The organism is Proteus hauseri (assembly GCF_004116975.1).
Lineage (GTDB): Bacteria > Pseudomonadota > Gammaproteobacteria > Enterobacterales > Enterobacteriaceae > Proteus > Proteus hauseri.
In genome coordinates, this window is sequence record NZ_CP026364.1 from 2,561,462 (window position 1) to 2,581,693 (window position 20,232).

Annotated in this window: 13 protein-coding genes, 2 tRNA genes, 2 rRNA genes and 1 other annotated feature; of the genes, 14 read left to right on the plus strand and 3 right to left on the minus strand. The window is 41.0% G+C overall.

The window, feature by feature from the left end; genetic code table 11:
• The first annotated feature begins 52 nt into the window (after window positions 1–52).
• The 7 genes from rpsP (at window position 53) to PH4a_RS11670 (ending at window position 6,956) form a co-directional block, all read left to right on the plus strand.
• Complete coding sequence (gene rpsP, locus PH4a_RS11640) at window positions 53–301, plus strand: 30S ribosomal protein S16 (RefSeq protein WP_064719250.1); 249 nt, start codon at window positions 53–55, stop codon at window positions 299–301.
• A gap of 18 nt (window positions 302–319) precedes the next feature.
• Window positions 320–865, plus strand: a complete 546-nt coding sequence (gene rimM, locus PH4a_RS11645) for a ribosome maturation factor RimM (protein ID WP_064719251.1) — start codon at window positions 320–322, stop codon at window positions 863–865.
• 38 nt (window positions 866–903) lie between these two features.
• The gene (gene trmD, locus PH4a_RS11650) at window positions 904–1,656 is read left to right on the plus strand and encodes a tRNA (guanosine(37)-N1)-methyltransferase TrmD (RefSeq protein ID WP_064719252.1); all 753 of its coding nucleotides are present in this window, start codon (window positions 904–906) and stop codon (window positions 1,654–1,656) included.
• Window positions 1,657–1,708: 52 nt separating this feature from the next.
• Window positions 1,709–2,062, plus strand: coding sequence for a 50S ribosomal protein L19 (gene rplS / locus PH4a_RS11655; protein WP_064719253.1), 354 nt, complete (start codon window positions 1,709–1,711; stop codon window positions 2,060–2,062).
• A gap of 441 nt (window positions 2,063–2,503) precedes the next feature.
• Window positions 2,504–3,598 carry a 3-deoxy-7-phosphoheptulonate synthase gene (locus PH4a_RS11660; RefSeq protein WP_064719254.1) on the plus strand — a complete coding sequence of 365 codons (1,095 nt, stop codon included), beginning with the start codon at window positions 2,504–2,506 and terminating at the stop codon, window positions 3,596–3,598.
• 30 nt (window positions 3,599–3,628) lie between these two features.
• Window positions 3,629–4,753 carry a bifunctional chorismate mutase/prephenate dehydrogenase gene (tyrA, locus tag PH4a_RS11665; RefSeq protein WP_129039927.1) on the plus strand — a complete coding sequence of 375 codons (1,125 nt, stop codon included), beginning with the start codon at window positions 3,629–3,631 and terminating at the stop codon, window positions 4,751–4,753.
• An 862-nt stretch (window positions 4,754–5,615) separates the two neighbouring features.
• On the plus strand, window positions 5,616–6,956 hold the full coding sequence (locus tag PH4a_RS11670; protein ID WP_129039929.1) for an anaerobic C4-dicarboxylate transporter: 1,341 nt from the start codon (window positions 5,616–5,618) through the stop codon (window positions 6,954–6,956).
• A 98-nt stretch (window positions 6,957–7,054) separates the two neighbouring features.
• On the opposite strand, the gene pheA is transcribed toward PH4a_RS11670, so the two are convergent.
• From pheA to bamD, 3 genes are all read right to left on the minus strand, one after another.
• A complete protein-coding gene (pheA, locus tag PH4a_RS11675) occupies window positions 7,055–8,212 on the minus strand; it encodes a bifunctional chorismate mutase/prephenate dehydratase (protein ID WP_129039931.1) in 1,158 nt (385 codons plus the stop codon).
• A 35-nt stretch (window positions 8,213–8,247) separates the two neighbouring features.
• Window positions 8,248–8,363, minus strand: a sequence feature (Phe leader region).
• A gap of 168 nt (window positions 8,364–8,531) precedes the next feature.
• A complete protein-coding gene (gene raiA / locus PH4a_RS11680; RefSeq protein ID WP_129039933.1) occupies window positions 8,532–8,867 on the minus strand; it encodes a ribosome-associated translation inhibitor RaiA in 336 nt (111 codons plus the stop codon).
• A gap of 292 nt (window positions 8,868–9,159) precedes the next feature.
• Entirely contained in the window at window positions 9,160–9,894 is a 735-nt protein-coding gene (gene bamD, locus PH4a_RS11685; RefSeq protein ID WP_064719259.1) for an outer membrane protein assembly factor BamD, read from the minus strand.
• Between the two features lie 135 nt (window positions 9,895–10,029).
• On the opposite strand from bamD, the gene rluD reads away from it, so the two are divergent.
• The 7 genes from rluD (at window position 10,030) to PH4a_RS11720 (ending at window position 20,173) form a co-directional block, all read left to right on the plus strand.
• The gene (gene rluD / locus PH4a_RS11690) at window positions 10,030–11,007 is read left to right on the plus strand and encodes a 23S rRNA pseudouridine(1911/1915/1917) synthase RluD (protein ID WP_064719260.1); all 978 of its coding nucleotides are present in this window, start codon (window positions 10,030–10,032) and stop codon (window positions 11,005–11,007) included.
• Entirely contained in the window at window positions 11,008–11,739 is a 732-nt protein-coding gene (yfiH, locus tag PH4a_RS11695) for a purine nucleoside phosphorylase YfiH (RefSeq protein WP_129039935.1), read from the plus strand.
• A gap of 144 nt (window positions 11,740–11,883) precedes the next feature.
• Window positions 11,884–14,457, plus strand: coding sequence for an ATP-dependent chaperone ClpB (gene clpB, locus PH4a_RS11700; RefSeq protein WP_129039937.1), 2,574 nt, complete (start codon window positions 11,884–11,886; stop codon window positions 14,455–14,457).
• A gap of 578 nt (window positions 14,458–15,035) precedes the next feature.
• A 16S ribosomal RNA gene (locus tag PH4a_RS11705) occupies window positions 15,036–16,578 on the plus strand.
• 71 nt (window positions 16,579–16,649) lie between these two features.
• A tRNA-Ile gene (locus tag PH4a_RS11710) sits at window positions 16,650–16,726 on the plus strand.
• 135 nt (window positions 16,727–16,861) lie between these two features.
• A tRNA-Ala gene (locus tag PH4a_RS11715) sits at window positions 16,862–16,937 on the plus strand.
• 331 nt (window positions 16,938–17,268) lie between these two features.
• Window positions 17,269–20,173, plus strand: a 23S ribosomal RNA gene (locus tag PH4a_RS11720).
• The 16S and 23S rRNA genes sit together here with 2 tRNA genes alongside, the layout of an rRNA operon.
• Window positions 20,174–20,232: the final 59 nt, after the last annotated feature.

The following is a 20,232-nucleotide window of genomic DNA, read 5'->3' on the forward strand; positions in this document are numbered from 1 at the left end:
GGACTCCATTCCTCGATGGCGTCTGGTTGTTTTATTAACTAATGAGGATGTTATGGTAACAATTCGTTTAGCTCGTGGCGGCGCAAAAAAGCGTCCGTTCTACCAAGTAATCGTGACCGATAGCCGCAACGCGCGTGATGGTCGTTTCATTGAACGTTTAGGTTTTTATAACCCACTGGCAACTGGTCAAGCAGAAACACTGCGTTTAGATGTTGACCGTGTTGAACATTGGGTAGGTCTGGGTGCAACTGTTTCAGAACGTGTTGCTGGCCTGATCAAATCAGCGAAGAAAAGCGCTTAATCTGTCGCGGTGGTAACAATGAGCGAACAAATAACCTTAAAAGAGCCCGCAGAACCTATTGTGATGGGTAAGTTGGGCTCACCTTACGGGATCCGTGGTTGGCTCAGAGTTTTTTCTTCCACCGAACATGCCGAAAACATTTTTGAATATCAACCGTGGTTTATTCAGCGACATGGACAATGGGAAACCATTGAAATAGAAGCTTGGAAACACCACAACCAAGATATTATCGTCAAACTGAAAGGTGTTGACGACAGAGATGCTGCAAACATTCTGACTAATTTTGAAATTGTCGTGAATGCTTCACAACTACCAGAGCTTGACGGTGAATATTACTGGAAAGATCTGATGGGTTGTCAGGTTGAAACTGACAAGGGCTATGATCTTGGTGTCGTCAGCGACATGATGGAAACAGGCTCGAATGATGTCATGGTTATTAAAGCAAATTTGAAAGATGCATTCGGTATCGGGGAACGGTTAGTTCCGTTTCTTGATGGGCAGGTTATCAAGAAAGTCGATCTCTCAGCGAGAAAAATTATCGTTGATTGGGATCCTGGTTTTTAGATTATCCGGTTAACGGTTCTCAATAGTGGGACACTAAAATGTGGATTGGGGTAATTAGCCTATTTCCAGAAATGTTCCGCTCTATAACCGAGTACGGGGTGACTGGTCGGGCAGTTAAGCATGGTCTGCTCAGTGTGGAGTGTTGGAGTCCTAGAGATTTCACATATGACAGACACCATACCGTTGATGATCGTCCTTATGGCGGTGGTCCAGGTATGTTGATGATGGTGCAACCTTTAAGGGAAGCGATTCATCAGGCTAAAGCTGCGGCAGGTGATGGAGCAAAGGTGATTTATTTATCGCCTCAGGGACGCAAACTCGATCAACAAGGTGTTTGCGAGCTGGCAACGAATGAGAAGTTAATTCTGGTTTGTGGTCGGTATGAAGGTATAGATGAACGTGTCATACAGACTGAAATCGATGAAGAGTGGTCTGTGGGTGATTACGTACTAAGTGGTGGGGAATTACCTGCCATGATAATGATAGATGCAGTTGCACGCTTTGTTCCGGGAGTTCTCGGACATGCAGACTCCGCTCAAGAGGACTCTTTTGCGCAGGGTTTACTGGATCATCCTCACTATACTCGCCCAGAGGTTTTAGATGGTATGGAAGTGCCCGCAGTTTTGCTGTCAGGCAACCATGCTCATATTAATCGCTGGCGTTTGAAACAATCATTAGGCCGAACCTGGCTAAGAAGACCTGAGCTTCTGGAAAGCCTAGCTCTGACTGACGAGCAAAGAGTGCTGTTAGCTGAGTTCAAAAATGAACATCAGCAGAGAACAGCAGAGTAAGTCTGACAAAAAATGTCATTAATATCAGTTTACCTAGGGTAAGAGAGTTATTATGAGCAATATCATTAAACAAATCGAACAAGAACAGATGAAGCAAGATGTTCCTTCATTCCGTCCTGGTGACACTTTAGAAGTTAAAGTATGGGTTGTTGAAGGTTCTAAAAAACGTCTGCAGGCATTCGAGGGCGTGGTTATCGCTATTCGTAACCGCGGTCTGCACTCTGCATTCACTGTTCGTAAAATTTCTAATGGCGAAGGTGTTGAGCGTGTATTCCAAACTCACTCCCCAGTCGTAGACACCATCACAGTTAAGCGTCGTGGTGCGGTTCGTAAAGCTAAACTGTACTACCTGCGTGAGCGTTCTGGTAAGGCTGCACGTATTAAAGAGCGTCTTAACGCTAAATAATACGCTTTCGCACATCCGAGAGTTAACGTTAAAGGCCAGCTTATTGCTGGCCTTTTTATTTAAGTTAATTAGTGTTTTTTCTCTTTTCTCTTTTCTCTTTTCTCTTTTCTCTTTTCTCTTTTCTCTTTTTACTTCTTATGTTTTATTTTAAGCCTCTATTTTTATTTTATCTTATTCTTCATTTTAAGAATTTAGTGTGAATTTTTATTTACACTATCGCTATTTTTTATAATGATACTCACGATAACTTGAAATCTATTTAAATCTATAAGGTAATGAATTAAAAGAGAAAATATTCATATATTATTTTGACGTAATGATATATTTACACTTTTGTATTTTTTTATTAAAAATGGATTGAATTCTTTACATTGCGTGTTATCTTATCTTTCAGACAGAAAAAATCACAATGACAGCGATAAAAATAAAAAGGTAAAGACTATGATCATGCAAAAAGATGCACTCAATAATGTGAATATCAGTGAAGAGCTGATTTTAATTACTCCAGAAGAGTTAAAACAAAAATATCCATTGAGTCGCAATGATCTGCATGTTATTGCAAATTCACGACAAACCATCTCCCAAATTGTCCAACGTCAAGATCCTCGTTTACTCGTGGTATGTGGTCCATGTTCTATCCATGACGTTGATGTGGCACTTGATTACGCTAAGCGTCTAAAAGTATTGGCGTCTGAATTGAGTGATAGTCTGTACATTGTGATGCGAGTCTACTTTGAAAAACCTCGTACAACTGTGGGTTGGAAAGGACTAATTAGCGATCCATTTATGGATGGCAGTTTTGAAATGGAAAAAGGGCTTCATATTGCACGCAAATTATTAACTGAGTTAGTGCAGCTAGGCCTACCTTTGGCAACTGAAGCATTAGATCCTAATAATCCTCAATACTTAGGTGATCTATTTAGTTGGTCCGCAATTGGCGCAAGAACAACAGAATCACAAACGCATCGTGAAATGGCATCTGGGCTTTCTATGCCGGTTGGATTTAAAAATGGTACCGATGGTAATTTAGATACCGCAATTAATGCAATGAAGGCCGCATCGATGCCACATCGTTTTATGGGAATTAATCAATCAGGGCAGGTTTGTTTATTACAGACACAAGGTAATCCCGATGGGCATGTTATTTTGCGTGGTGGTAAAACACCCAATTATCATGCAGAAGATGTAGAACAATGTGAAGCTCATATGCTTAAAGCAGGTTTAAAACCATCATTAATGATTGATTGTAGTCATGGCAATTCAAGTAAAGATTTTCGTCGTCAATCTACCGTAGTCGATTCTGTGATTGAGCAAATCCTTAATGGAAACCAATCAATTACAGGTATTATGCTTGAGAGTCATATAAATGAAGGGAATCAGTCATCAGAGCAACCTCGTAGTGAAATGAAATACGGTGTTTCCGTGACCGATGCATGTATTAGTTGGGAAACAACAGAATCTGTGTTAAGAAATCTGCATCAGCAAATTTCACCTATTTTAGCTGAACGTGAAGCATTATTAAAAAAAGTCGGTTAATAAGAGTAATTAGAAAGGAGGCAAGCATCGATGGCAGAAGAACTACAAGGTTTGCGTGAGCAAATTGATCAGGTGGATAAATCATTACTTTCTTTATTAGCAAAAAGAATGCAATTAGTTGCACAAGTAGGTGAAGTTAAAAATCGTCATGGTTTACCAATATATGCACCTGATAGAGAAGCTGCTATGCTTGCTTCTCGTCGCGAAGATGCTCAAAAAATAGGGATTTCTCCTGATTTAATTGAAGATGTATTGCGTCGAGTTATGCGAGAATCTTATACCAAAGAAAACGATAAAGGGTTTAAAACACTTAATCCTCAGTTAGGGGATATCGTCATTATTGGTGGTAATGGGAAAATGGGTAAATTATTTTCTCGTTTATTTACTCTTTCTGGTTATCAAGTTAAAAGCTTGGAAGCGGATGAATGGAACACAAAATCACCCGCTATTTTTGCTAATGCTGGCATGGTCATTGTGAGTGTACCTATTCATTTAACTGTTGATGTTATTGCTCAATTACCTCCATTGCCTGAAAACTGTTTATTGGTGGATTTAGCGTCAATTAAAAAAGCACCTCTCGATGCAATGTTAAAAGCGCATAAAGGGCCTGTATTGGGATTGCATCCCATGTTTGGGCCGGATGTTCCGAGTTTAGCAAAGCAAGTAGTTGCCTATTGCGAAGGTCGAGACCATCAAGCATTTCAATGGTTGCTAGAGCAGTTAATGGTTTGGGGTGCAAAAATAGAAGCGATAATGCCAGAAAAACATGATAAAAATATGAGTTTTATTCAGGCGCTTCGACACTTTACAACATTTGCCTATGGTCAGCATTTAGCGAAAGAAAACGTTGATTTAGCCAGTTTATTAAGGCTTTCATCACCGATTTATCGATTAGAATTAGCGATGATAGGGCGGTTATTTGCGCAAGACCCACAACTTTATGCGGATATTATTTTATCATCGCAAGAAAATATTGAGTTAATTCGCCGATATCACCAGTCACTAGGGCAAGCGATAGAGCTACTAGACCTAAATGCTAAGGATGAATTTATCCATTCATTTAATAATGTCAGTAATTGGTTTGGTGACTATGCATCACAATTTATGAAAGAGAGTGGTGTGTTATTACAGAAGGCAAATGATAGTCGTATATAATCAGAATATGAATTAAATGGAAATCCCAATGTTGATATCTCACATTGGGATTTTTTCATTTAAAAATGATTATTCTTCAATTCATCATCACAAGGGGGCCAAACACAGCGAATTGATTCGATTATTTGTGGAATGTTCAATAACATCTTATTATTCGTTATAGTGGTATTAGAATAACAGGATATAGAAAATGTATGGCTGCTAAATAGTATTAATGTTATTAAAATAAAATGTTTATCATTTTAATATCCTATATTGCTAAAGGATTAATAGTCTTTTAAGTCTGGGTTATGACTTGTAATTTAAAATAATTAATTATCTTTATAGTTGTTATCTCCATAATATGTTGCGGTGAAATGATCTAATAGTTCTTCTGTTAATATTAAATTAATTTATTTTTCAATGGATTGCTGTTTTTAAATAGTGTTAGTACTAATATTCATTTTACTAAAAATAGGGTTTATTTTTAGTGGTGAGATGAAGGTACATAGGTTTAAATAAAGCCAGGTATTCTTATCTTTATTAACATTATGATTCTACTTATTTTGTAAAATATATTGATGGATTGGTTAGTGTAATAAATATCTAACATTTTCATTTGTTATTGAAATGTTATTAATGCGTTTAATTAAATATGCATAAATGTTCATGTTTGTCTCTGGTAATAAATTATTTGTTGATGAGATCTTAAATTTGAATAAAAAAGATAGGGTGATATTAAAACTATAACAGTGATCAAAAAATATAATATAACAGTTGCGTAAATTAAAATTTATAAGCAATGATTTTTACCAAGAATACTCAATATTCACTTGTATTATTTTATATTTTATATTCCGCAGTATTATTCAAGGGGTAAATTATGGATTTTATAATACAACTAGCCATTATATTAGTGTGTTTATTTTATGGGGCAAGAAAAGGAGGAATTGCATTAGGGTTGTTAGGTGGTGTTGGTTTAGTTATTTTAGTCTTTATTTTCCACTTACCGCCCGGCAAGCCGCCCGTCGATGTAATGCTGGTTATTATTGCTGTTGTTTCTGCATCAGCAACGTTACAAGCATCTGGTGGTTTAGATGTCATGTTGCAAATAGCAGAAAAGCTATTACGTAAAAATCCTAAGTATATTTCAATTGTTGCGCCTTTTGTTACTTGTACGCTAACAATTTTATGTGGTACGGGGCATGTTGTTTATACGATATTGCCGATTATTTATGATGTTTCAATTAAGAATAATATTCGACCTGAGAGGCCAATGGCGGCTAGTACTATTGGTGCTCAAATGGGAATTATTGCCAGCCCAGTTTCTGTTGCCGTCGTGACATTAGTTGCAATGCTAGGCAATGTTACTTTTAATGGTAAACACCTTGAATTTCTAGATTTATTAGCAATTACTATTCCTTCGACCTTTATTGGTATTTTAGCAATAGGTATCTTTAGCTGGTTTAGAGGAAAGGATTTAGATAAAGACCAACGTTTCCAAGAATTTATTTCAGTACCTGAAAACCATGATTATGTTTATGGTGATACAGCTACATTATTAGATAAAAAGCTTCCTATGAAAAACTGGGTAGCAATGTGGATATTTTTAGGTGCGATAGCCATAGTGGCGATATTAGGAGCATTCTCTGAAATACGGCCTGAATTTAATGGTAAACCATTATCAATGGTACTCGTTATTCAGATGTTTATGTTACTAGCAGGTGCAGCTATTATTATTATTTGCAAAACAAACCCTTCTTTAATTTCTAAAAATGAAGTTTTCCGTTCAGGAATGATAGCTATTGTTGCAGTTTATGGTATTGCTTGGATGGCAGAAACCATGTTCGCGGCGCATATGAAAGAAATAGAAGCAGCATTAGGACAATTAGTAAGAGAATATCCTTGGGCTTATGCGGTCGTCTTATTATTAGTCTCTAAGTTTGTTAACTCACAAGCTGCTGCATTAGCTGCAGTTGTACCCTTAGCCTTAGGTATTGGTATCGACCCTGCATATATAGTTGCCTCTGCGCCAGCTTGTTATGGTTATTATATTCTTCCTACGTATCCTAGTGATTTAGCAGCAATACAATTTGACCGCTCTGGTACGACAAGAATTGGTCGATTTGTGATTAACCATAGCTTTATTTTACCTGGTTTAATCGGGGTAACGGTTTCTTGTATCTTTGGCTGGGTATTTGCTGCACTTTATGGTTTTTTATAATTAGCCATAAAGTAGAAATAAAAAATAGAAGAAACAGAAGAAATAAAAAGCCAGATAGCAAAAAAAACTATCTGGCTTATTTTCATTTATTAGTAAGATTATTTTACTTCAACAGGAACAACATTCTCTGAAGGGTAACAACCTAATATTTTTAATGAGCGGGTTGTTAATGACAAATCATGTAATGCTTTTTGCATATTTATATCACGTAAGTTTGCCTGAACATCAATATAAAACATCTCTTCCCAAGGCGTGCCATTAATTGGGCGTGATTCTAGTTTTGTCATAATAATATCGTATTGTTTTAAAATCATTAATGCATCAACTAGAGCACCAGCTTGTTGTCCTGTTGCCATTAAGAAGGTTGTTTTTGCAGGAACTTGTTCTGATACATCAATTGCTTTACGCGCAATAACAATAAAGCGAGTGACGTTGATTTGTTGATTGGCCAAATTGTTCGCTAGAGGCTGTAAACCATAAAGTGAACCACCAGCTTCGCTGCCTATTGCCGCTACATGTGGCGATTGTGCCAGTGTTACTTTTTCCATTGCTGCGGCAGTGCTTTCACAATACTCAATTTTCCAATTTGGATATTGATTTAAATAATGGCTGCATTGTTGAAAAGGTTGAGGGTGACTATAAATAGTATGCAGTTCTTCTGCTGTTGTATTTACCGCAGTTAATAAACAGTGATTAATAGGAATACGGATTTCACCGACAATAGAAAGCGATGTAGTTTGCAATAAATCGTAAACATCATTTATTGCACCAGAACTCGTATTTTCTATTGGTAATAAGCCATAGTCAGCTTGACCTGTATCGACGAGTGTAAAAATATCTTCAAATTTATGGCACGCACAATCTTCAATAGTATCAAAATGGCGAGCTGAGTATTGACGAGCTGCAATATGGGAATATGAACCTTTAGGACCTAAATAAGCAATTCTTGCTGATTCATTAGGCGTGCAATTAAGGTGCTGTTGTAAGATGGCTTGTTGTGTTAAAACAGAATCTTCAATAATCATTTGGAAAATACGACTAATATAAAAACCGTCTAATCCAACTTTTTTACCTTTATCTATCAGCAAATCGAGTAATTCACGCTCACGGTTTTTATCTCTAATAGGGCGATGTGTATTCAATTTAAATTGTGCGACATCAGCAGATAATTGACGTCGTTTTGCTAACAGTGTCAGTAATTCAGCATCAAGTGTTGTAATTTTATCTCTGATTGCCAATAAATCGAGTTTTTCCATATTAAGCCCTATACCTTTGCATCTTATCGTCAATAAATAAAAAAGCCTCCGTGGAGGAGGCTCTTGTCGTTCTTATTTTTCTTTCTGGAATGACAAAGCCTCTTAATAAAAGAGTAAAAAGAAAAAGAAGAATGGCAAAAAGGATTTATTGAACATTATTTAAGTTGATTTTCTTGGTTAATAAAATTTTTTAACATCTTGCTATCAGACATGATGATGTAGAGAGTGTCAAGAAAAAAGCAATAAAAAGCGCATCACGAGGATGCGCAGAGGCAAATGAGTCAGTGAATTGTTCTAGTTTTTAACTTCAGTTTACTATTTAAATTTCGTCAACAAGTAAATTTTCTTCTTTCAAGCTATTATCTGCTCGGCGAGCTTCACTTTTATGTTGAACTTTATTTAATTGACGACCCAATTTTGCTAACAGGTCGTTGATCGCGGTATACATATCAGAGTGTTGGGCATTCGCAATTAATTGTCCATTTGGTATATGAATGCTGGCATCAACACTAAAGCCTTTCGGATCTTTGGTCAGAATGATATGAGGATTGATTAAATTCACCTGCCATTTATTAAGTTTAGTTAGACGGCTTTCAATGTGTTCACGTAGTGCTGGGGTAATCTCCATTTGCTTACTAGTAATATTTATAATCATATAGTTACCTCTTTATTACTCCGCCTTCGATGACTTCAGAATATCGCGATATACAATTAAAAACATGATCAAAATCACTTTTTGTTAGAAAGGTGTGTAAGTCGTAATAGAAACGTGACAAATGATAAATAGCTGAAAAAGAGCGCTTGTTATGTTGGCTTTCTTCGGTCATATTAGGAAGGTTGGGCTGATGAAAAGTAAGAGACTTGTTAGTAAAAACACAGTAATAAACTAGATGAAAGAATAAAAAAACAGCAGCGATAGGCTGCTGTTTTTAATTGAAAAGAAATAATTAAGCTGGATTAGCTGCAATCAAAGCAGAAACTTTATCTGCTTCTTGAGTTAATCCTAATTCTTTATAAGCATTTTCCATATACTTAAGCGCATCACGAGTGGCTTGTGTATCAGGATAATTACGCATCATTTGTTCAACTCTATTAATAACCGCGACATAAGCCCCTCGTTTAGTATAGAATTTCGCAACAGACAGCTCATACTTTGCTAAACGGTTTTTAAGAAAGACAAGGCGTTTAGTTGCATCAGCAGTATAAAGGCTATCAGGATAGTAACGAACGAGTTGGCTGAAGTCTTTGAATGCAACTATCGCATGCTGAGGATCACGGTCAGAACGGTCGATACCAAAGAATCCTTGTAATGCGCTATCATCTAATGCTTGTGCTGTAAGCCCGCGCATATAAAGAACATAGTCAATATTTGGATGGGTTGGATTTAACCGCATAAAACGGTCGATAGCAGAAATCGCCATTGGTAATTCTGCTGATTTATAATAAGCATAAATCAAATCGAGCTGGACTTGTTGTGAGTAGGGGCCAAAAGGATAGCGATTATCGAGAGACTCTAATTGTTTGATAGCCGCTCCATAATTGCCATCTAGCAATTTTTCCTGACTGGTTGCATAAAGCTCAGAAGGAGACATATCCGCAGTTGCGTCTTTGTCTGAACTGGAACAGCCAGAAAGTAACAGGCTTACAGTGGCTGCTGCCACTAGGTATTTAATGCGTCTCATCACGTATTGATTATCCTCTGAATAGGTTTGGGGTGTCTGCGCGTGAAGCTCCCCTAAAATCGGTTACACTATAACTCATTTTAAATGAAACGGCTGTGCCGTCAAAACACTAACTTAATTAATAGAAAACTATTTATGTCTCAACAAATACGACTTAATGCTACAGTCGCAGATTCACAGCTTGGTCAACGCTTAGATCAGGCTTTGGCGGAATTGTTCCCTGATTATTCAAGATCTCGTATAAAAGAGTGGATCTTAGACAATAGAGTGCAGGTTAACGATAAAATCATCAATAAGCCAAAAGAAAAAATGCTTGGCGGTGAAAAAGTTGAAGTCGATGCCTTAATTGAAGAGGAAGCCCGCTGGGAGCCTCAGAATATTCCGTTAAATATCGTTTATGAAGATGACGATATTTTGGTTATCAATAAGCCAAGAGATCTTGTTGTTCACCCAGGTGCAGGTAATCCTGATGGTACAGTGCTAAATGCATTACTTTATCGTTACCCAGAGATTATTAATGTTCCTCGTGCGGGTATTGTCCATCGTTTAGACAAAGATACAACTGGTTTAATGGTTGTTGCAAAAACAGTACCTGCTCAAACGCATTTAGTTGAAGCATTACAGCGTCGTGAAATTACTCGTGAATATGAAGCGGTTGCAACAGGAAGAATGACTGCGGGTGGATTAGTTAATGAGCCAATTTCGCGTCATCCAACTAAACGCACACATATGGCGGTTCATCCAATGGGTAAACCTGCGATAACACATTATCGCGTAATGGAGCATTTTCGTGCTTCTACCCGTTTGCGTTTACGTTTAGAAACTGGCCGTACTCACCAAATTCGTGTGCATATGGCTCATATTCATCATGCATTAATTGGTGATCAGCTATATGGCGGTAGACCTCGCCCACTGAAAGGGGCATCAGAAGAGTTTCGTGAAACCTTACGTCTATTTGATAGACAAGCTTTACATGCAACGATGCTACGTCTTTATCACCCTATTTCAGGTATTGAGATGGAATGGCATGCGCCATTGCCTGATGATATGGTTAATCTGATAAATGTATTGAAAGACGATGCTGAGCAATTTAAAGATGAAATGGATTGGTAAATGACTTCATTAATTTTTCCTGATTGGCCACAGCCTGACAATGTCGGTGCATGTAGTACCTTGAGAGAAGGCGGGATTAGTTTACCGCCTTATAATAGTCTCAATCTTGGCACTCATGTAGGGGATAACATTCAATCTGTCGAGCAAAATAGACGATTGCTTTGTGAAGAAGCTCAGCTCCCTGAAATGCCTTTATGGCTTCAGCAGGTACATGGCACTCATGTTGTAACATTGAGTTTACAGGAAAATAATGAAGTTGAAGGTGATGCCCTTTATACCTCTACACAAAAGAAAGTCTGCGCCATTATGACAGCTGACTGTCTACCCGTACTTTTTACGACAATAGATGGAAGTGAGATAGGTGCTGCTCATGGTGGGTGGCGAGGGCTTTGCCAAGGTATTTTACAAAATACATTATCCCAATTTAAAGCACCGAAGCATCAAATAATGGCATGGTTAGGTCCAGCTATTGGGCCAACGGCTTTTGAGGTCGGTGTAGAGGTTCGTCAAGCTTTTCTTGAACAAAATCGTTTATTTGAATCTGCATTTATTTCCCACAATGGTAAATATTTAGCTAATATCTATATGTTAGCGAGAATAATTTTACGGGAAAATGGAATTACTCAGATTTATGGTGGTGATTTTTGTACTGTTACGGATGAGTCGCGTTTTTTCTCTTATAGACGAGAACAGACCACAGGACGAATGGCATCATTAATCTGGATTAAATAAACTCCCCCAACGTTTTTCCCGCTTATCTTAAATATTGATAAATATTTTAGCTCAAAAATTTCTATTTTGAGCTTGAATATTGTCAATATGACCTCATCTATTCTCCAGCGACAAATTTTAATTTGAATTTTACTTGGAGGTGTTATGCGTCTGGATAAATTAACCAATAAATTCCAGCAAGCTCTCGCAGACGCCCAGTCATTGGCACTTGGGAACGATAATCAATTTATAGAACCCATACATTTACTGAGTGCGTTATTTAATCAACAAGGTGGATCAATTCGCCCATTATTAACATCAGCAGGTGTTAATGCATCACAATTTAGTGAACGAGTTAATGAAGCCCTAACACGATTACCTAAAGTCGAAGGCGCTGGTGGCGAGGTTCATCCCTCAAATGATTTAATTAAGCATCTTAACTTGTGCGATAAATTGGCACAGAAAAAAGGTGATGAATTTATTTCGTCAGAGCTCTTTCTTTTGGCTGCGATGGAAATTGGTGGTCAAGTTGCTGACATGCTAAAAGCAGCAGGAACAAACAAAGCAAGCCTTGAGATAGCCATTGAAAAAATACGTGGTGGAGAAACAGTGAAAGATCAAAATGCAGAAGACCAACGTCAGGCATTGAAAAAATATACTGTGGATTTAACAGAAAGAGCAGAACAAGGCAAGCTCGATCCTGTGATTGGTCGTGATGAAGAAATAAGAAGAACCATTCAGGTTTTACAACGTCGTACTAAAAATAACCCTGTGCTTATTGGTGAGCCTGGTGTTGGTAAAACGGCTATTGTTGAAGGTTTAGCTCAACGGATTGTCAATGGCGAAGTACCAGAGGGTTTAAAAAATAAACGTGTACTTTCATTGGATATGGGCTCGTTATTAGCGGGTGCAAAATATCGTGGTGAATTTGAAGAACGTTTAAAAGCAGTCTTAAACGATTTATCTAAACAGGAAGGTAGCGTTATTCTGTTTATTGATGAGTTGCACACTATGGTGGGTGCGGGTAAAGCCGAAGGTGCTATGGATGCAGGTAATATGTTGAAACCTGCATTAGCTCGAGGTGAATTACATTGCGTGGGTGCAACAACTCTTGATGAATATCGTCAATATATAGAAAAAGATGCAGCATTAGAGCGTCGTTTCCAAAAAGTATATGTTGCCGAACCAACAGTAGAAGACACAATTGCTATTTTACGTGGCCTGAAAGAGCGTTATGAATTACATCATCACGTACAAATTACAGATCCAGCAATTGTTGCAGCTGCGACGTTATCACATCGCTATATTTCTGACCGTATGTTGCCAGATAAAGCGATAGACTTAATTGATGAGGCGGGTGCAAGTCTGCGTATGCAAATGGATTCAAAACCAGAGGCATTAGATAGACTTGATCGACGCATAATTCAGCTGAAACTTGAACAGCAAGCACTACAAAAAGAGTCTGATGACGCAAGTAAAAAGCGTTTAGAAATGCTTAATGAAGAGTTGGCTGAAAAAGAGAAAGAGTATTCTGCATTAGATGAAGAGTGGAAAGCTGAAAAAGCAGAGCTTACCGGCACTCAACATATTAAATCAGAATTAGAGCAGGCTCGTATCTCATTGGAACAGGCGCGGCGTAGTGGTGATTTGGCAAAAATGTCAGAGATCCAATATGGTCAAATTCCTGTACTAGAAAAACAGCTTGCAGAAGCCAACAAAGCTGAAGACAAGCATATGAAACTGTTACGCAATAAAGTAACAGATGCAGAAATTGCAGAGATCTTAGCACGTTGGACAGGTATTCCTGTTTCTCGAATGTTAGAAGGTGAGCGTGATAAGTTATTGCGTATGGAACAAGAACTACATAGACGCGTTATTGGACAATCGGAAGCTGTAGAGGCGGTATCTAATGCGATTCGTCGTAGCCGTGCTGGGTTATCTGATCCAAATCGTCCTATTGGTTCCTTCTTATTCTTAGGGCCAACAGGTGTTGGTAAAACCGAGCTGTGTAAAGCGTTAGCAAACTTTTTATTTGATAGCGATGATGCAATGGTGCGTATCGACATGTCCGAGTTTATGGAAAAACACTCAGTTTCTCGTTTAGTGGGTGCACCTCCAGGATATGTAGGCTATGAAGAAGGGGGATATCTAACTGAAGCTGTTCGTCGACGTCCTTATTCAGTCATCTTATTAGATGAGGTTGAGAAAGCGCACCCTGATGTATTCAATATCTTATTACAAGTATTGGATGATGGTCGTTTAACTGATGGACAAGGCAGAACTGTTGATTTTCGTAATACGGTTGTGATTATGACATCCAACTTAGGTTCTGATTTAATTCAGGAACAATTTGGTACGCTTAATTATCCTGAAATGAAAGCAATGGTCATGGATGTTGTTGGCCATCATTTTAGACCTGAATTTATTAACCGTATTGATGAAGTCGTGGTATTCCATCCATTAGGAAAAGAGAATATTGCCGCTATTGCTCAGATACAGTTGCGTCGTTTATATCAGCGTTTAGAAGAACGTGGATATCATGTCACTATTACTGGTGCTGCGTTAGAAAAACTGAGTGAAGTTGGATTCGATCCAATCTATGGTGCGCGTCCATTAAAACGTGCTATTCAGCAAGAAGTGGAAAATCCATTAGCGCAGGATATTTTGTCAAGCAAATTGTTACCAGGTAAAGAAGTTATCTTAGATTTGGATAATGATAAGATAATTGCTAAACAGTAATTGAAATTCTCTTTCTATTACTAAATAGAGTAAAAGTGACAACATAAAGTAAAAAGAGGCTTATATAAGCCTCTTTTTTTATATTTATAAATCTATTGAGGATATTTTAAATGAAAACAAAAAGAATATTGATAGCATTGAAGGTTTTGTCATCAAAAAATGTTTGTTATATATACTAAAATACAGTCTTTGATTATAAATTATCCACTTGATGAGTTTTTTTAAAATAATACTTGTCAGGTTCAGAAAACTCCCTATAATGCGCATCCACTGACCCACGATGAGCTAACAACAGCCGCGAGGGACAGCGAAGAGAAAAGAAAAAAGTTTGAAAAAACTCTTGACTCTTCAGAGGAATAACGTAATATACGCCTCCTCGCAACAACGCAGAAGACCGGAAACGGCAGCGAATGTTGCACTGCTCTTTAACAAATTATCAGACAATCTGTGTGGGCACTCGCAGAGACGATATCTTCTAAAATATTTAGATGTATATAAGTCTTAAAGAGTGTTTACAAAAGTAAAATTCATTTATGAATGAAGCTAAGTATTCGATTTCTTTGAGCATCAAACACTTTTAATTGAAGAGTTTGATCATGGCTCAGATTGAACGCTGGCGGCAGGCCTAACACATGCAAGTCGAGCGGTAACAGAGGAAAGCTTGCTTTCTTGCTGACGAGCGGCGGACGGGTGAGTAATGTATGGGGATCTGCCCGATAGAGGGGGATAACTACTGGAAACGGTAGCTAATACCGCATGACGTCTACGGACCAAAGCAGGGGCTCTTCGGACCTTGCGCTATCGGATGAACCCATATGGGATTAGCTAGTAGGTGAGGTAATGGCTCACCTAGGCGACGATCTCTAGCTGGTCTGAGAGGATGATCAGCCACACTGGGACTGAGACACGGCCCAGACTCCTACGGGAGGCAGCAGTGGGGAATATTGCACAATGGGCGCAAGCCTGATGCAGCCATGCCGCGTGTATGAAGAAGGCCTTAGGGTTGTAAAGTACTTTCAGCGGGGAGGAAGGTGTTAAGATTAATACTCTTAGCAATTGACGTTACCCGCAGAAGAAGCACCGGCTAACTCCGTGCCAGCAGCCGCGGTAATACGGAGGGTGCAAGCGTTAATCGGAATTACTGGGCGTAAAGCGCACGCAGGCGGTCAATTAAGTCAGATGTGAAAGCCCCGAGCTTAACTTGGGAATTGCATCTGAAACTGGTTGGCTAGAGTCTTGTAGAGGGGGGTAGAATTCCACGTGTAGCGGTGAAATGCGTAGAGATGTGGAGGAATACCGGTGGCGAAGGCGGCCCCCTGGACAAAGACTGACGCTCAGGTGCGAAAGCGTGGGGAGCAAACAGGATTAGATACCCTGGTAGTCCACGCTGTAAACGATGTCGATTTGGAGGTTGTGCCCTTGAGGCGTGGCTTCCGGAGCTAACGCGTTAAATCGACCGCCTGGGGAGTACGGCCGCAAGGTTAAAACTCAAATGAATTGACGGGGGCCCGCACAAGCGGTGGAGCATGTGGTTTAATTCGATGCAACGCGAAGAACCTTACCTACTCTTGACATCCAGAGAATCCTTTAGAGATAGAGGAGTGCCTTCGGGAACTCTGAGACAGGTGCTGCATGGCTGTCGTCAGCTCGTGTTGTGAAATGTTGGGTTAAGTCCCGCAACGAGCGCAACCCTTATCCTTTGTTGCCAGCACGTAATGGTGGGAACTCAAAGGAGACTGCCGGTGATAAACCGGAGGAAGGTGGGGATGACGTCAAGTCATCATGGCCCTTACGAGTAGGGCTACACACGTGCTACAATGGCAGATACAAAGAGAAGCGACCTCGCGAGAGCAAGCGGAACTCATAAAGTCTGTCGTAGTCCGGATTGGAGTCTGCAACTCGACTCCATGAAGTCGGAATCGCTAGTAATCGTAGATCAGAATGCTACGGTGAATACGTTCCCGGGCCTTGTACACACCGCCCGTCACACCATGGGAGTGGGTTGCAAAAGAAGTAGGTAGCTTAACCTTCGGGAGGGCGCTTACCACTTTGTGATTCATGACTGGGGTGAAGTCGTAACAAGGTAACCGTAGGGGAACCTGCGGTTGGATCACCTCCTTACCTAAGAGATACGTGTTATGTGTAGTGCTCACACAGATTGTCTGATGAAGAACGAGCAGAAATACCGGTATAGGCTTGTAGCTCAGGTGGTTAGAGCGCACCCCTGATAAGGGTGAGGTCGGTGGTTCAAGTCCACTCAGGCCTACCACTTTTCCTTTATGCTGTGTTGTGAAGCAACTCGTTTACTTTAAGTAAACTTCGTTACTCCACGCCTTGCCTAAAGAAAAAGCTTCTTTTATAAAGAAGAAAAGGAGTGGTTATACAGGTATTAAGAATGCATTATGGGGCTATAGCTCAGCTGGGAGAGCGCCTGCCTTGCACGCAGGAGGTCAGCGGTTCGATCCCGCTTAGCTCCACCATAATCTCTTTAAAATATAATTCAGAGTATATTAGCAATAGTATACTGCGAATTATTTTGCTCTTTAACAATCTGGAACAAGCTGAAAAATTGAAAACAAATCAATATATCACCGAGGTATATTGATGAGTCTCTCAAAATCTCAAACTTTGAATGTGTTTTTGACATCAAAGTGGGATGCGCGAGCAATTTACAGTTCGAGGCGGACAGCGCGCAGCCAGCGCAACATACATAAGTATGTGAGCATGGCGAGCACTGCCCAACGACGAAATGTAATCTGCACAGCCATCACCACCAAGATTATCTTCGAAAAAGACACCTTCGGGTTGTGAGGTTAAGCGAATAAGCGTACACGGTGGATGCCTAGGCAATCAGAGGCGATGAAGGACGTGCTAATCTGCGATAAGCGTCGGTAAGGTGATATGAACCGTTATAACCGACGATTTCCGAATGGGGAAACCCAATATCCAATGGATATTATCATTACGTGAATACATAGCGTAATGAAGCGAACCGGGAGAACTGAAACATCTCAGTACCCCGAGGAAAAGAAATCAACCGAGATTCCCCTAGTAGCGGCGAGCGAACGGGGAACAGCCCAGAGTCTTAATCAATAGCAGCATCAGGAGAACGGTCTGGAAAGTCCGGCAGTAAAGGGTGATAGCCCCGTATCTGAAGATGTTGTTATTGTGAACTCGACGAGTAGGGCGGGACACGTGTTATCCTGTCTGAATATGGGGGGACCATCCTCCAAGGCTAAATACTCCTGATTGACCGATAGTGAACCAGTACCGTGAGGGAAAGGCGAAAAGAACCCCGGCGAGGGGAGTGAAAAAGAACCTGAAACCGTGTACGTACAAGCAGTAGGAGCCTCTTTTATGGGGTGACTGCGTACCTTTTGTATAATGGGTCAGCGACTTATATTCTGTAGCAAGGTTAACCGTATAGGGGAGCCGTAGGGAAACCGAGTCTTAACTGGGCGAATGAGTTGCAGGGTATAGACCCGAAACCCGGTGATCTATCCATGGGCAGGTTGAAGGTTGGGTAACACTAACTGGAGGACCGAACCGACTAATGTTGAAAAATTAGCGGATGACTTGTGGATGGGGGTGAAAGGCCAATCAAACCGGGAGATAGCTGGTTCTCCCCGAAAGCTATTTAGGTAGCGCCTCGTGAACTCATCTTCGGGGGTAGAGCACTGTTTCGACTAGGGGGTCATCCCGACTTACCAACTCGATGCAAACTGCGAATACCGAAGAATGTTATCACGGGAGACACACGGCGGGTGCTAACGTCCGTCGTGAAGAGGGAAACAACCCAGACCGCCAGCTAAGGTCCCAAAGTCATGGTTAAGTGGGAAACGAAGTGGGAAGGCTCAGACAGCCAGGATGTTGGCTTAGAAGCAGCCATCATTTAAAGAAAGCGTAATAGCTCACTGGTCGAGTCGGCCCGCGCGGAAGATGTAACGGGGCTAAACCATGCACCGAAGCTGCGGCAGCGACACTTAGGTGTTGTTGGGTAGGGGAGCGTTCTGTAAGCCTGCGAAGGTGTGCTGTGAGGCATGCTGGAGGTATCAGAAGTGCGAATGCTGACATAAGTAACGATAATGCGGGTGAAAAACCCGCACGCCGGAAGACCAAGGGTTCCTGTCCAACGTTAATCGGGGCAGGGTGAGTCGACCCCTAAGGCGAGGCTGAAAAGCGTAGTCGATGGGAAACGGGTTAATATTCCCGTACTGGTGGTAACTGCGATGGGGGAACGGAGAAGGCTAGGTTGTCCGGGCGACGGTCGTCCCGGTTCAAGCATGTAGGCAGAGTGATTAGGCAAATCCGGTCACTTAATGCTGAGGTGTGATGACGAACCACTAAGGTGGTGAAGCAATTGATGCCCTGCTTCCAGGAAAAGCCTCTAAGCTTCAGGTTACCAACAATCGTACCCCAAACCGACACAGGTGGTCAGGTAGAGAATACTCAGGCGCTTGAGAGAACTCGGGTGAAGGAACTAGGCAAAATGGTGCCGTAACTTCGGGAGAAGGCACGCTGGCGGTAAGTGAAGTCCCTCGCGGACGGAGCCCAAGCCAGTCGAAGATACCAGCTGGCTGCAACTGTTTATTAAAAACACAGCACTGTGCAAACACGAAAGTGGACGTATACGGTGTGACGCCTGCCCGGTGCTGGAAGGTTAATTGATGGGGTTATCCTTAGGGAGAAGCTCTTGATCGAAGCCCCAGTAAACGGCGGCCGTAACTATAACGGTCCTAAGGTAGCGAAATTCCTTGTCGGGTAAGTTCCGACCTGCACGAATGGCGTAATGATGGCCAGGCTGTCTCCACCCGAGACTCAGTGAAATTGAACTCGCTGTGAAGATGCAGTGTACCCGCGGCAAGACGGAAAGACCCCGTGAACCTTTACTATAGCTTGACACTGAACATTGAGCCTTGATGTGTAGGATAGGTGGGAGACTTTGAAGTGTGGACGCCAGTCTGCATGGAGTCAACCTTGAAATACCACCCTTTAACGTTTGATGTTCTAACCTAGGTCCATAATCTGGATCGGGGACCGTGTCTGGTGGGTAGTTTGACTGGGGCGGTCTCCTCCTAAAGAGTAACGGAGGAGCACGAAGGTTGGCTAAGCATGGTCGGACATCATGCGGTTAGTGCAAAGGCATAAGCCAGCTTGACTGTGAGAGTGACGGCTCGAGCAGGTACGAAAGTAGGTCTTAGTGATCCGGTGGTTCTGAATGGAAGGGCCATCGCTCAACGGATAAAAGGTACTCCGGGGATAACAGGCTGATACCGCCCAAGAGTTCATATCGACGGCGGTGTTTGGCACCTCGATGTCGGCTCATCACATCCTGGGGCTGAAGTAGGTCCCAAGGGTATGGCTGTTCGCCATTTAAAGTGGTACGCGAGCTGGGTTTAGAACGTCGTGAGACAGTTCGGTCCCTATCTGCCGTGGGCGTTGGAAGATTGAGAGGGGTTGCTCCTAGTACGAGAGGACCGGAGTGAACGCACCACTGGTGTTCGGGTTGTCATGCCAATGGCATTGCCCGGTAGCTAAGTGCGGAAGAGATAACCGCTGAAAGCATCTAAGCGGGAAACTTGCCTCGAGATGAGTCTTCCCTGTCACCTTGAGTGACCTAAAGGAACGTTTAAGACTAAGACGTTGATAGGCTGGGTGTGTAAGCGTAGCGATACGTTGAGCTAACCAGTACTAATGAACCGTGAGGCTTAACCTGACAACACCGAAGGTGTTTTGTCTGAGAGACAAAATTTGATGAAGTAAGCTTGTTTAAGA

What these genes read in the sequence shown, in the direction of transcription:
- rimM (WP_064719251.1), top strand. Translation starts at nt 320, where the DNA reads ATGAGCGAACAAATAACCTTAAAAGAGCCCGCAGAACCTATTGTGATG.
- trmD (WP_064719252.1), top strand. Translation starts at nt 904, where the DNA reads ATGTGGATTGGGGTAATTAGCCTATTTCCAGAAATGTTCCGCTCTATA.
- rluD (WP_064719260.1), top strand. Translation starts at nt 10,030, where the DNA reads ATGTCTCAACAAATACGACTTAATGCTACAGTCGCAGATTCACAGCTT.
- rpsP (WP_064719250.1), top strand. Translation starts at nt 53, where the DNA reads ATGGTAACAATTCGTTTAGCTCGTGGCGGCGCAAAAAAGCGTCCGTTC.
- tyrA (WP_129039927.1), top strand. Translation starts at nt 3,629, where the DNA reads ATGGCAGAAGAACTACAAGGTTTGCGTGAGCAAATTGATCAGGTGGAT.
- PH4a_RS11670 (WP_129039929.1), top strand. Translation starts at nt 5,616, where the DNA reads ATGGATTTTATAATACAACTAGCCATTATATTAGTGTGTTTATTTTAT.
- bamD (WP_064719259.1), bottom strand. Translation starts at nt 9,894, where the DNA reads ATGAGACGCATTAAATACCTAGTGGCAGCAGCCACTGTAAGCCTGTTA.
- raiA (WP_129039933.1), bottom strand. Translation starts at nt 8,867, where the DNA reads ATGATTATAAATATTACTAGTAAGCAAATGGAGATTACCCCAGCACTA.
- PH4a_RS11660 (WP_064719254.1), top strand. Translation starts at nt 2,504, where the DNA reads ATGATCATGCAAAAAGATGCACTCAATAATGTGAATATCAGTGAAGAG.
- clpB (WP_129039937.1), top strand. Translation starts at nt 11,884, where the DNA reads ATGCGTCTGGATAAATTAACCAATAAATTCCAGCAAGCTCTCGCAGAC.
- rplS (WP_064719253.1), top strand. Translation starts at nt 1,709, where the DNA reads ATGAGCAATATCATTAAACAAATCGAACAAGAACAGATGAAGCAAGAT.
- pheA (WP_129039931.1), bottom strand. Translation starts at nt 8,212, where the DNA reads ATGGAAAAACTCGATTTATTGGCAATCAGAGATAAAATTACAACACTT.
- yfiH (WP_129039935.1), top strand. Translation starts at nt 11,008, where the DNA reads ATGACTTCATTAATTTTTCCTGATTGGCCACAGCCTGACAATGTCGGT.